Genomic DNA, 12,230 nt, shown 5'->3' on the forward strand with positions numbered 1-12,230 from the left:
TTCTGCAAAACCCGGTTTCAGGGATTGAGTTGGAGATGGAGGCTAAAATGAAAGGGCAATTAATTGATATAACCAATGAGAGACTAAACAACGTGAAAAACGACGCAATCGGTAGCATGGGAATCTCCCCCTATATAGAAAGTGAAGGGGAAGAGTATATGAATGAAAAACAGCTGGCACATATTGAAAAAATATTGCTGGCTTGGCGTCAATCATTGATGGAAGAAGTTGATCGAACCGTGACGCACATGAAAGATGAGGCTGCTAATTTTCCTGATCCCTCTGACCGAGCAAGTCAAGAAGAGGAGTTTAGTATTGAGTTGCGTACCCGTGATAGGGAACGGAAGCTTATTAAAAAAATTGAAGATGCTTTAGAACGTTTGAGAAACGATGATTTTGGCTATTGCGAAGCATGCGGTATAGAAATTGGCCTAAAACGCCTGGAAGCCAGACCGACTGCAACATTATGCATCGATTGCAAAACTTTATCCGAAATTAAAGAGCGCCAAAATCAGGGCTCCTAAATGGTAATCTCTTGCGATAAACCATTTCCGATTATTCCCGTGCAAGCGGGAATGATCTTTTTTAAAGCATTCCAATTCTGCAACAGAATTTGAACACCTTAGCCTGATTACTGAAATTATTCTCACTGCTGTTCCAACCAACACTCATCATAGCGATTACAAAAAACATCTAAATATCTTCATATTAAAATTAAGTTTATTTCTATCAATAAATTTAATTATGCCCAAACTGTTGTATCCGTTCGGTGAAATACACCTAGAGGAATAAGTGAAAATTGAAGAAGATCGCTACACCATAACTATTGGAGTAGACGATGACAAAAAGAGATGAGTACTGGAGTGACATGGTTAAATCCTATGAGGAAAGTGGTTTAGCACCAGGATTATTTTGCCGTAATAAAGGAATATCAGACTCCAGGCTCAGATTTTATCGCAATAAATTCAAGAAAGAGTCTAAAGCAGTTACCCCAGCCAAAGAGGCTTTATTTGAGCCACTTATTATTACTCCATTACCTTCTGCTAAGGCAGTGTTTAAATTAGTTATTGAACTCCCTAATAAAATACGCTGTGAACTTGATGCAGCTGACCATCAACACCGACTGATATTATTAAGGGAGTTGATGACCTTATGTTAATTCCAGATGATGTTCAAGTGCATTTATATTGTGGAATAACTGATATGCGCAAATCCATTAATACTCTAGCCATTCTGGTGCATGAAGTTTTTGGAATGGAGCTTAGTGCAGGTCATTTATTTTTGTTTCGTAGCAGAGGAGGAGATAAGTTAAAAGCACTGTACTATGAAGAGCAGAGTTTTACCTTATGGTACCGCAGATTAGAGAAAGGGAAATTCATTTTCCCCCGCAATACCCAAGGTCATATTGAGCTGACAAAAGAGCACTTAAAATGGCTCATGGCCAGCAATAAATTCACCTTTCATCAAGGAGGAAACCCGGTGATTTACCGTGATTTTCATTGAAAAACACTGAAGAAATCATGGTGGTTATGGTATAATATCACCATTAAAACAAGCACTAAACCAGCCATGATTTCCTCAAAAGACCAATCACTTTTAATGCCTTTGCAGGAAGAAATTAATCAATTAAAAAAAGAAGCTCTGGAATGGAAGCAAAAGTATTTTAATATGCTAGAGCAATTCAAACTGGCTCAACAGCGTAAATACTCTCCCTCATCTGAACACAATATTCTGCAAGGCGAGTTGCAATTTGATGAAGCAGAAAGCATAGAGGTCACAGAGCTGCCGCAAGAAGATAATACAATTACGGTCACCTATACTCGCAAAAAACCAGTACGACGCCCATTACCTCCAGAGTTACCCCGTGAAACCATTGAGCATGACATTGCAGAAGAAGAAAAACTGTGTGCTTGCGGCTGTATGAAGCAACGTATTGGCGAAGAGGTCACGGAACAGCTAGAGTTTGTTCCTGCAAAGCTGACGGTCATTGCCCATGTGCGACCCAAATATGCATGTAATCGTTGTGATGAAGGGGTAAGCATTGCCCCTATGCCGCAATTATTCCTTCCTAAAAGCATTGCCACACCAAGCCTTGTAGCTCATGCCATTATTAGTAAATACCAAGACCACCTCCCTTTATACCGTCAAGAGCACATCTGGAAACGAATGGGCATTGAGATGGCTCGCAATACAGTATGTGGATGGATAATGGCAGCATCTGAGGTATGTAGCCCAATGAGGAACGCTCTAATCAAAGAGCTGGTTGCATCAAACTACCTTCAGGCCGATGAAACACCACTTCAGGTGATGGATGAGCCTAATCGAAAAAATACATCCAAGAGCTATATGTGGGTATACCAGAATCACAAACCGGATAAAAAAATCATTGTGTTTGATTATCGTGAAACCCGACAAGCCCAATGGCCTAAAGAACTACTTAAAGAGTTTAAAGGCTATTTACAAACAGATGGGTATGTTGGTTATGACTGGGTTGATGACCATCCTGATATTATTCATTTGGGATGTTTTGCACATGCCAGACGTCCTTTTGCTGAGCTTGTCAAACTGGCTAAAACCACAGGTAAATCACATCAGGCCGTGGCGTATATTCAAAAGCTCTATGCCATTGAAAAAATTGCTCGGGATGGGAACTATACGGCAGAACAACGCTATCAGATAAGGCTCGAACAATCAAAACCCATTCTTGACGCTTTAAAGACTTGGCTTGACCAATCCTTAAAAAATGCGGTACCCAAATCAAAGCTGGGTGATGCCTTAGTTTACATGTCTCAGCGATGGAAGGAGCTTACTGCTTATTTGCTTGATGGGATGCTCGAGATTGATAATAATGCCATTGAAAACATCATTAGGCCTTTTGCTCTGGGCAGAAAAAACTGGCTCATGTCTGGAAGCCCTAGAGGGGCTCATGCTGGGGCATTATTCTATAGCCTTATTGCAACAGCTAAGTCCAATGGCCTTAATCCTTTTGATTACCTCAAAGTCCTCTTCGAAAAAATCCGCTTCTGTAAAACCGCAGAAGACTTCACGAATCTTCTTCCTTTTAATCTCAAGATGAATTAACCCCTTCTTCTAATGCAACCCGTAGTTCACCGAACGGATACAAACTGTTCATAAAATACCACTTTACTGCTGAGATTTTGGTTTATTAATAAGCATTTTTCCTTGTAGTACTCTATAATCTAATAGCCATTACTTAAAGGAAAATGTCATGGAAAGATTAGCATGGAGTATTTTAGGTCTTGCTGTCATGGGCCACGATTACTAGCCCACTAAAGGTCGGGTTTGGCCACGATTAATGGCCCACTCCATGGCCATCTCTGAGTCCCACTTTGAGTAGCAAATAAACAGTGTTAGTTTGGTCATTACCAATAACTAACGGATTTGTTATGAGATGAGGATTAAAACAATGGCAGAAATTAGAGGTATCCGTTCGGTGAACTACGGGTTGCATTAGAAGAAGGGGTTAATTCATCTTGAGATTAAAAGGAAGAAGATTCGTGAAGTCTTCTGCGGTTTTACAGAAGCGGATTTTTTCGAAGAGGACTTTGAGGTAATCAAAAGGATTAAGGCCATTGGACTTAGCTGTTGCAATAAGGCTATAGAATAATGCCCCAGCATGAGCCCCTCTAGGGCTTCCAGACATGAGCCAGTTTTTTCTGCCCAGAGCAAAAGGCCTAATGATGTTTTCAATGGCATTATTATCAATCTCGAGCATCCCATCAAGCAAATAAGCAGTAAGCTCCTTCCATCGCTGAGACATGTAAACTAAGGCATCACCCAGCTTTGATTTGGGTACCGCATTTTTTAAGGATTGGTCAAGCCAAGTCTTTAAAGCGTCAAGAATGGGTTTTGATTGTTCGAGCCTTATCTGATAGCGTTGTTCTGCCGTATAGTTCCCATCCCGAGCAATTTTTTCAATGGCATAGAGCTTTTGAATATACGCCACGGCCTGATGTGATTTACCTGTGGTTTTAGCCAGTTTGACAAGCTCAGCAAAAGGACGTCTGGCATGTGCAAAACATCCCAAATGAATAATATCAGGATGGTCATCAACCCAGTCATAACCAACATACCCATCTGTTTGTAAATAGCCTTTAAACTCTTTAAGTAGTTCTTTAGGCCATTGGGCTTGTCGGGTTTCACGATAATCAAACACAATGATTTTTTTATCCGGTTTGTGATTCTGGTATACCCACATATAGCTCTTGGATGTATTTTTTCGATTAGGCTCATCCATCACCTGAAGTGGTGTTTCATCGGCCTGAAGGTAGTTTGATGCAACCAGCTCTTTGATTAGAGCGTTCCTCATTGGGCTACATACCTCAGATGCTGCCATTATCCATCCACATACTGTATTGCGAGCCATCTCAATGCCCATTCGTTTCCAGATGTGCTCTTGACGGTATAAAGGGAGGTGGTCTTGGTATTTACTAATAATGGCATGAGCTACAAGGCTTGGTGTGGCAATGCTTTTAGGAAGGAATAATTGCGGCATAGGGGCAATGCTTACCCCTTCATCACAACGATTACATGCATATTTGGGTCGCACATGGGCAATGACCGTCAGCTTTGCAGGAACAAACTCTAGCTGTTCCGTGACCTCTTCGCCAATACGTTGCTTCATACAGCCGCAAGCACACAGTTTTTCTTCTTCTGCAATGTCATGCTCAATGGTTTCACGGGGTAACTCTGGAGGTAATGGGCGTCGTACTGGTTTTTTGCGAGTATAGGTGACCGTAATTGTATTATCTTCTTGCGGCAGCTCTGTGACCTCTATGCTTTCTGCTTCATCAAATTGCAACTCGCCTTGCAGAATATTGTGTTCAGATGAGGGAGAGTATTTACGCTGTTGAGCCAGTTTGAATTGCTCTAGCATATTAAAATACTTTTGCTTCCATTCCAGAGCTTCTTTTTTTAATTGATTAATTTCTTCCTGCAAAGGCATTAAAAGTGATTGGTCTTTTGAGGAAATCATGGCTGGTTTAGTGCTTGTTTTAATGGTGATATTATACCATAACCACCATGATTTCTTCAGTGTTTTTCAATGAAAATCACGGTAAATCACCGGGTTTCCTCCTTGATGAAAGGTGAATTTATTGCTGGCCATGAGCCATTTTAAGTGCTCTTTTGTCAGCTCAATATGACCTTGGGTATTGCGGGGGAAAATGAATTTCCCTTTCTCTAATCTGCGGTACCATAAGGTAAAACTCTGCTCTTCATAGTACAGTGCTTTTAACTTATCTCCTCCTCTGCTACGAAACAAAAATAAATGACCTGCACTAAGCTCCATTCCAAAAACTTCATGCACCAGAATGGCTAGAGTATTAATGGATTTGCGCATATCAGTTATTCCACAATATAAATGCACTTGAACATCATCTGGAATTAACATAAGGTCATCAACTCCCTTAATAATATCAGTCGGTGTTGATGGTCAGCTGCATCAAGTTCACAGCGTATTTTATTAGGGAGTTCAATAACTAATTTAAACACTGCCTTAGCAGAAGGTAATGGAGTAATAATAAGTGGCTCAAATAAAGCCTCTTTGGCTGGGGTAACTGCTTTAGACTCTTTCTTGAATTTATTGCGATAAAATCTGAGCCTGGAGTCTGATATTCCTTTATTACGGCAAAATAATCCTGGTGCTAAACCACTTTCCTCATAGGATTTAACCATGTCACTCCAGTACTCATCTCTTTTTGTCATCGTCTACTCCAATAGTTATGGTGTAGCGATCTTCTTCAATTTTCACTTATTCCTCTAGGTGTATTTCACCGAACGGATACAATTAGAGAGGTGCTATATCAGCACAAAAAAGGGATGACTCAACGCAATATTGAAAAGTCTCTAAGCGTTTCACGAATGAGCATACGCAAGTACGTTTCAATGGCCAAGGATTTGGGTTATCAGGAGGATATTTCCAATGATGAGCTCGAAGTTATCGCTTTGCAGATACATAATAAAATCGTTAATACTACAGCCAACAACAGTAATATAGGCGCGGTTTTCTGGACACAAAAAAAGGTTTTTTAAGAGCTATTCTTCTTAATACAAAGAGGAGAATAAAATGTCTAAAAAGCGAGCTTATTATACGGCGGCCAAGAAGGCAAAAATAACGCTAGCTGCGATTGAGGGGAAACTCACACAAGCGCAAATTACCAGTGAATACGGTGTTCACGCAACGCAGGTAAAAACTTGGAAGCAATCGGCCATCAAAGCCATTAACGATTTATTCTCTGGGGCTAATGAAAAAGAAGCCAAGTCCCAAGAGCAGCTTGTTGAGGCATTATATCAAGAAATTGGTCGACTTCAAGCGCAGCTATCTTGGCTAAAAAAAAAGCATGAACTTTAGTCTGGATGAAAAGCGCGTCATGATTGATCCTCTTGCCGAGCTCACCATTCGTGAACAATGCTTGCTATTAGACTTGCCTGTTTCAAGTTATTATTATAGTGCCAAGCCCATTTCTGTCGAAGATGAAGCGCTTATGGCGCTACTTGATGAGCACTATCTGCAGTATCCATGTGAAGGTAAAATTAAGCGGGCAAGATGGCTGTCAAAAGAAGTAGGCTATCCTGTTGGTAAACGTCGAGTAAAAAAGTTGATGGAAATGATGGGGTTATCGACTGTTTACCCAAAGCCAAATACAAGCGTTCCCAATAAGGAGCATGAGGTGTTCCCTTATTTATTAAAAGAGGTGGATATCACCAAACCAAATCAGGTTTGGGCCGCAGATATCACCTACATCCGCATGAAAGGAAAGCATGTGTATTTAGTAGCTATTATGGACTGGTATAGTCGTTATGTGATTGGATGGGCTATTTCACCTACTATGGAGGCTGAATTTTGTATTGAGGCGCTTAGAAACGCTTTGCTGCATTCGCGTTGTGAGATCTTTAACACGGATCAGGGTTCTCAATTTACCTCAAAAGATTGGATAAATACGCTAAAATCTCACCACATTTCTATCAGCATGGATGGGCGAGGACGTTATTTAGATAATATATTTATCGAGCGATTGTGGCGTAGTGTTAAGCAAGAAAAAATCTACCGGTATGATTTTGATACAATTGAAGAGGTTGAGCTGGCCTTAACGGAGTATTTTGAGTATTATAATAACCGAAGGCTTCACCAGTCCTTTAATTATTTAACGCCCGCAGAGGTGTATTATGGCCGGAAAAGACCATAAACCCTAAATGAGAGCGTCATGACTTACCCACAAGGCCCACAGGCCTATACGAGAAAGTGAAGCTCTCCTGACCTGTGGACTTGTGGATAAGTCATTCTGATAGAGTTGTGGTAAAATGACCTAAGACAATTCGTAGTAGCAATCACTATTCATACGGTATTGAGTAGGTTTAAATAGGTTAATTTGAGTGAATTTTTAACTATAAATGATGGATGAATAGCTCTTATTTTTCCTTAATTTTGTTCCAGACATGCGGACCCATATCATTGAGACTGTGCTTTTACTATTGAAAAGCTGGAAGTTTTGACCAGTCGGGATAAGTTAACTCCCACAACCTGAAAATTTTTTCATCCTTATATTGAGCGATTAAAATAACTTCAATCCGTTTGGGAGACTCATTGGGTCTGTTCGTGGTAATAAATACGCGCCCGGCTAATTTTTCACCTTGTTCGAGAAAGGTCTCATCATCATACTCAACTTGATATTGAATTTCCGTTGCGTAATATTTTTGATGGGACGTTACAAAATCATCGTAATTGGTAACCAGATCATTAGTATATAAAAGAAATTCTTTATGATAGTAGCCTGGTATCAATGAGGCGTTTTTGGAAATAACCATTTTGTTGAACATTTCTTTTAGTTTTTCTGTATACATACCTTTAAGTCTCTAACTTGATATCGATGAATGAAAATAATACTATCTCCTACCAATAGCAACATCTTCCCAATAAGCAGCGCAAAACTCCATGACTTTACCCCATCAATTACATTTAAAAGAAATCAACCAGCAAGATGAAAAACGCTTCATCCAAACAATGAAGAAAAGTCATGACTTTCATCAACCGTTTACCACTTCTCCCCAAACCAAGGAAGCATTTCATACTCATTTTTTAAGATCGCAACAGGATAATCAAAGGTGCTACTTAATACTCAATCAGGAAAATCATATCGTGGGCGTATTTAACATTAACGAAATTGTTCGTGGATTTTTTCAAAGTGGGTATCTTGGTTATTATGCATCGGTAGATTTTGCTGGTAAAGGATTAATGAGCTTGGGCCTTAAGCTGGTTTTGAAAGAAATCTTTACCGAATTAAAATTGCATCGTATTGAGGCAAATATTCAGCCAAACAATACGCCCTCCATTCAATTAGTTACCCGAAATGGTTTTATCAAAGAAGGGTTCTCGCCACGATACTTAAAGATAAATAACATTTGGTGTGACCATATTCGCTACGCTTTAACTTATGAAGATTGGGTAAACACACAGTAGCTATTCACCACTGGATTGTTTACGACAACGATAGACCACTTCCCCTGTACTAATTTCTACAATCTCTCCCTCAGCACCTGATTTTTCTAATTCACACTGTCCAATTAAAAATATTTGTAAGTCGCTAATACAATCTCCTGTAGTTTGGGAAATAATTTCATCTCCTATTTTTATTTTTGCTTGATAAGGGTGTTGTTCCGTAACTGTGTTCATAGATTGGCCTTGTTTCATATCTTATGTTTTAATTATAGCTTAGGCTTTGAAAAGTTTAATTTTGTCGTGCAAAAAGTGCTAATTAGTTTAAATTTTGCACCCATGGGTTTTCATATTAAACCCGCAGCGGTTGATGTTGCCCTTCCCGCGATAGATTAAATCCTTAATCTCATTTGAATCAAAATTAACATGCAGGCTATAATCACCAATCCACTATCTGTTGTTTATTTGTAATGGAACGTAGACCGGTGGGATTGTGTCGATCATTCATATAGTTTAATTTAGGGATGCAGCAATTCCTTAAACTATTATAACAAGGTTAACGACCGTGGAATCTCAGCTTTTTTTTCATACGAGGATCTTTATTTTCACTTTGATTATAATTGTCTATTGCGCTCTTGTTTACACCATGATCACCTGCCAATACAACACTGATTTTACCTCCTTCTATTCCTCAGCATTAGCGGCAAGACAAGGCCATAACCCTTATCAGGCCATGATAACAAGCTTTCTTCCCGTGGAGAAGGAAAGCTATATTAATCTAAATCCGCCCATTATCTTATTATTATTTTATCCTTTGACTTTTTTTTCCTACCCAGTTGCTCTTAATATTTGGTTAACACTCTCTATTATCTTCGGCTTAATTGGCGCCTGGTTTACTTTTAATATTGTTTTCTCTCAATATTTTGTTAAGAAAAACTGGATGAGTCTTTATACGGCCTATCTATTTTTATTTTCAACTCTAATCTGCTTATCAGCCAATCAGGTAGGAACCCTGTTATTACTTTGCCTGATGCTAGGGTACCATTTTCACCTTAAGAATAATGATTATCCAGCAGGTATTATTTGGGGATTTATTATTGGATTAAAATTGTTTCCCGGGTTGTTATTTTTTTATATATTAAGACAAAATCGAAATAAATTGTTTGCAATAATGCTGGTAACCATTGTTCTGTGTTTTCTTATCCCACTGCTTGTTTATGGTGGGGCGATTTACAGCCAGTTTTACCACGCGATGACAGGTATTGAATGGTACGAAAATCCCTGGAATGGCTCTGTATTAGCCTTTATACATCGTGTATTTGCCGAGCTACACTATATTGATTGGACTATTCCCACCTATATTATTATCCTGTTTCTTGCTCTAATAGGCTACTTATGGAGTCTTAGCCCCAATGATACGCAAGATAATATAAACCACCAGCCGTTCTGTTTAACGCTCGTAATGATGCTTGTACTTAGTCCTCTGGGCTGGATTTATTACTTTCCGATATTACTTTTTCCTATCATGTTATTATGGACAAGTATAATGAAGGAGCATGAGCAGATGTCACAGTCAGCGAAACTATGGCTCACAAGCTTGTTTTTGCTTAATTTCCCCACAGCGGGTCTCACGACCATGCAAGTTGCACGCTATGATGATAAAACCCAATTGATTCCATTTTACTTTTTTGGCTTGGTCACTTTAATTTACCTGCTAACCGTCAAAAAAAAATACCTGCCGGGTAACAATGAACTAACTGTGGATGATAACAAAGACTCATTCATGTTTATTACATTCCTTATTATGGCCTTTAGCTTTATAGTACCGGGTACAGGTTTCTTACTGCGTCTGTCCAGAGCCTGTATTTATTAATCTGGACTCAACAATACAGGCTCCCTGCTTTGGGTTGCGAACTGCTAATTGGCCATTCTCCGTGCCTGGAAAAAGTAACCTGAACCATTATTTCCAGGAAAGAATGGTTGGTGATTGATGCTCTGGCGCTAATGTTTTTTCTGCAGGCCATCCTATAATAACAGATGCCTGAGCAATCATGTCATCAGGAATACCTAATTCTTGTTTCCACTCAGGCAAATTTAAGGCGGGGAGAGAAAAACCAATCACACAAGAACCAAGTCCTTTCGCATAAGCAGTAAGCATTAAATTTTCAGCAGCAAGCCAACATTCGGCAGTAACAAATGGACCAGTATAAGTACTGTAGATAACAATTAATGTGCTCGCATTATAAAAAACATTATAGTCTTTTTTTTCTACTACTCCCAGTATCCGTTTTCTCTGTTCTGATGCGAGTTTATCTGTTTGATTATGCAGTTCAACTTTACAACTGGCTGACAGACGATTTAACAATTCTTTCTGTTGAATCACTGCAAATGCCCTTGGTTCTTCATGCAAGGCCGTAGGTGCTTGCATGGCGGCATCTAACAAAATATGAATTAGATCTGAGCTTACTTCGGTGGGAAGATAGTTACGAACTGCTCGACGGTTATATATAGCATCCATTATATCCACTGTTTTTTTTTCATTTTCAATGGGTGAGCTTTTCATCGGTGTCTCCATGACTTGATAATAGTATTTTATTATAGCTCTATTTGCCAATTAAGATCGAACGAATTCAGTTGAATGATTACTGATAAATAATAATTAAAATCAACGAATCATTAACATAATCTATAATTAATATAATATGGATATAAAAAATCTGTCCTTACAGATAATGGATGCGTTGGAGTCAACAATGACCTATAAGAATATTATGCTGGCAATTGATGGGAGTAATGTATCAAACGCAGCGGTGGAAGAAATAAACAGGCTTACAAAAGGCAAACGTATACATTTGCGTGTTGTTCACGTAGTCGATGAAAAGATGGTCTATTGTGGCGGGCCAGGTTTTGATCATTCTCTAATAATCAATAGCTTAAAAGAAGAGGGAGCAGAGGTTCTGGAGAGTGCGGTAAAAATAATTGAAAAACAGAGCGCCATAAAGGTTGAGAAGTTTCTCCTTGAGCTTAAAGTGTTCCGGGAAACGATTGCAGACATGATTGTTGCGGAAGCAGCAGACTGGCCGGCTGACTTACTGGTTATTGGTTCGCATGGTAGAAGAGGCTTTAGTCACTTTTTTTTAGGTAGTGTAGCTGAGCAGGTTGTTCGCAATGCTACCATTCCGGTGTTGATTGTTAGAAGTTCCAATGAGTTAAAACAGTAACTCGACTTAAATGCAACCCAATGAATATTAGCATTTATAATAATGAATACCTAAATCCAAAATTTCAACAGACAGACTGATATTAAATTTCTTTGTTACTTGGCACCCCCTGTAACTGTTGTTACAATGCAAACGTAACGCAATGATAAAAAGGATTTTATCCTTTTTAAACAAGAGAGCCACATGATCAAACACATTGTCCTATTAAAATTTAAAGCAAATGTAACCCCGCATCAAATTAATTACGTATTTCATCAGCTAGGTCATTTAAAGTCATTAATTCCTTCAATAAACCATTTTTCTTTTGGAGAAAACTGCAGCCCCGAAGATTTAAATAAAGGATTTACCCATGCATTTATGATGGAATTCAATGATATCGAAGGAAGAGATACATATTTGAATCATCCGGAACATATAAGAATTGCACAAGATGTTATTGTACCCCTACTTGAAAATGGCTTGGAATCGGCTTTAACTCTTGATTATAAAGCTCAAACTCACTAGAAACATAGCTGCCATACAATGACTCCTGCCTTGTTTACCAAATATCTTTC

17 protein-coding genes are annotated in these 12,230 nt (G+C 38.9%); 11 read left to right on the plus strand and 6 right to left on the minus strand.

Going from position 1 to position 12,230, the window contains the following annotated elements:
- Positions 1–47: 47 nt before the first annotated feature.
- From dksA to tnpC (HRS36_RS14475), 4 genes are all read left to right on the plus strand, one after another.
- Positions 48–524, plus strand: coding sequence for an RNA polymerase-binding protein DksA (dksA, locus tag HRS36_RS14460; RefSeq protein WP_173237845.1), 477 nt, complete (start codon positions 48–50; stop codon positions 522–524).
- A gap of 314 nt (positions 525–838) precedes the next feature.
- The gene (gene tnpA / locus HRS36_RS14465) at positions 839–1,159 is read left to right on the plus strand and encodes an IS66 family insertion sequence element accessory protein TnpA (protein ID WP_173236280.1); all 321 of its coding nucleotides are present in this window, start codon (positions 839–841) and stop codon (positions 1,157–1,159) included.
- Entirely contained in the window at positions 1,153–1,503 is a 351-nt protein-coding gene (gene tnpB, locus HRS36_RS14470; protein WP_173236281.1) for an IS66 family insertion sequence element accessory protein TnpB, read from the plus strand. Before tnpA (HRS36_RS14465) ends, tnpB (HRS36_RS14470) begins: the two co-directional genes overlap by 7 nt.
- A 66-nt stretch (positions 1,504–1,569) precedes the next feature.
- On the plus strand, positions 1,570–3,081 hold the full coding sequence (gene tnpC / locus HRS36_RS14475; RefSeq protein ID WP_173236282.1) for an IS66 family transposase: 1,512 nt from the start codon (positions 1,570–1,572) through the stop codon (positions 3,079–3,081).
- Positions 3,082–3,484: 403 nt separating this feature from the next.
- Here the strand turns inward: tnpC (HRS36_RS14475) and tnpC (HRS36_RS14480) are convergent, their stop codons facing one another.
- From tnpC (HRS36_RS14480) to tnpA (HRS36_RS14490), 3 genes are all read right to left on the minus strand, one after another.
- Positions 3,485–4,996, minus strand: a complete 1,512-nt coding sequence (tnpC, locus tag HRS36_RS14480) for an IS66 family transposase (RefSeq protein WP_173236282.1) — start codon at positions 4,994–4,996, stop codon at positions 3,485–3,487.
- Between the two features lie 66 nt (positions 4,997–5,062).
- The gene (gene tnpB, locus HRS36_RS14485; RefSeq protein ID WP_173236281.1) at positions 5,063–5,413 is read right to left on the minus strand and encodes an IS66 family insertion sequence element accessory protein TnpB; all 351 of its coding nucleotides are present in this window, start codon (positions 5,411–5,413) and stop codon (positions 5,063–5,065) included.
- Complete coding sequence (gene tnpA / locus HRS36_RS14490; RefSeq protein WP_173236280.1) at positions 5,407–5,727, minus strand: IS66 family insertion sequence element accessory protein TnpA; 321 nt, start codon at positions 5,725–5,727, stop codon at positions 5,407–5,409. The genes tnpB (HRS36_RS14485) and tnpA (HRS36_RS14490) overlap by 7 nt, the downstream gene beginning before the upstream one ends.
- A gap of 114 nt (positions 5,728–5,841) precedes the next feature.
- Between tnpA (HRS36_RS14490) and HRS36_RS14495 the strand changes: the two genes are divergently transcribed.
- From HRS36_RS14495 to HRS36_RS14505, 3 genes are read left to right on the plus strand one after another with little or no spacing between them, the layout of a single operon-like run.
- Positions 5,842–6,054 (plus strand): hypothetical protein, encoded by a 213-nt coding sequence (locus HRS36_RS14495; RefSeq protein WP_267313905.1) that lies wholly within the window; start codon positions 5,842–5,844, stop codon positions 6,052–6,054.
- Positions 6,055–6,088: 34 nt separating this feature from the next.
- Positions 6,089–6,373 (plus strand): transposase, encoded by a 285-nt coding sequence (locus HRS36_RS14500; protein ID WP_173235475.1) that lies wholly within the window; start codon positions 6,089–6,091, stop codon positions 6,371–6,373.
- A complete protein-coding gene (locus tag HRS36_RS14505) occupies positions 6,363–7,208 on the plus strand; it encodes an IS3 family transposase (protein WP_173235473.1) in 846 nt (281 codons plus the stop codon). The genes HRS36_RS14500 and HRS36_RS14505 overlap by 11 nt, the downstream gene beginning before the upstream one ends.
- Before the next feature lie 283 nt (positions 7,209–7,491).
- Here HRS36_RS14505 and HRS36_RS14510 read toward each other — a convergent pair whose 3' ends face one another.
- Positions 7,492–7,863 carry a nuclear transport factor 2 family protein gene (locus HRS36_RS14510; RefSeq protein WP_173237847.1) on the minus strand — a complete coding sequence of 124 codons (372 nt, stop codon included), beginning with the start codon at positions 7,861–7,863 and terminating at the stop codon, positions 7,492–7,494.
- 91 nt (positions 7,864–7,954) lie between these two features.
- Here HRS36_RS14510 and HRS36_RS14515 point away from each other — a divergent pair, with 91 nt between their 5' ends.
- Positions 7,955–8,479: a GNAT family N-acetyltransferase gene (locus tag HRS36_RS14515; protein ID WP_173237848.1), complete on the plus strand. Its 525-nt coding sequence runs from the start codon at positions 7,955–7,957 to the stop codon at positions 8,477–8,479.
- Here the strand turns inward: HRS36_RS14515 and HRS36_RS14520 are convergent, their stop codons facing one another.
- Positions 8,480–8,692 carry a hypothetical protein gene (locus HRS36_RS14520; protein WP_173237849.1) on the minus strand — a complete coding sequence of 71 codons (213 nt, stop codon included), beginning with the start codon at positions 8,690–8,692 and terminating at the stop codon, positions 8,480–8,482.
- Between the two features lie 409 nt (positions 8,693–9,101).
- Here HRS36_RS14520 and HRS36_RS14525 point away from each other — a divergent pair, with 409 nt between their 5' ends.
- Positions 9,102–10,328 (plus strand): glycosyltransferase family 87 protein, encoded by a 1,227-nt coding sequence (locus HRS36_RS14525; protein WP_173237850.1) that lies wholly within the window; start codon positions 9,102–9,104, stop codon positions 10,326–10,328.
- Between the two features lie 87 nt (positions 10,329–10,415).
- Here the strand turns inward: HRS36_RS14525 and HRS36_RS14530 are convergent, their stop codons facing one another.
- Positions 10,416–11,018, minus strand: a complete 603-nt coding sequence (locus HRS36_RS14530) for a nitroreductase family protein (protein WP_173237851.1) — start codon at positions 11,016–11,018, stop codon at positions 10,416–10,418.
- 190 nt (positions 11,019–11,208) lie between these two features.
- Between HRS36_RS14530 and HRS36_RS14535 the strand changes: the two genes are divergently transcribed.
- A complete protein-coding gene (locus HRS36_RS14535) occupies positions 11,209–11,676 on the plus strand; it encodes a universal stress protein (RefSeq protein ID WP_173237852.1) in 468 nt (155 codons plus the stop codon).
- Between the two features lie 183 nt (positions 11,677–11,859).
- On the plus strand, positions 11,860–12,180 hold the full coding sequence (locus tag HRS36_RS14540; RefSeq protein WP_173237853.1) for a Dabb family protein: 321 nt from the start codon (positions 11,860–11,862) through the stop codon (positions 12,178–12,180).
- The last annotated feature ends 50 nt before the right edge of the window (positions 12,181–12,230 follow it).

This window comes from Legionella antarctica, from assembly GCF_011764505.1.
Classification (GTDB): Bacteria; Pseudomonadota; Gammaproteobacteria; order Legionellales; family Legionellaceae; genus Legionella; species Legionella antarctica.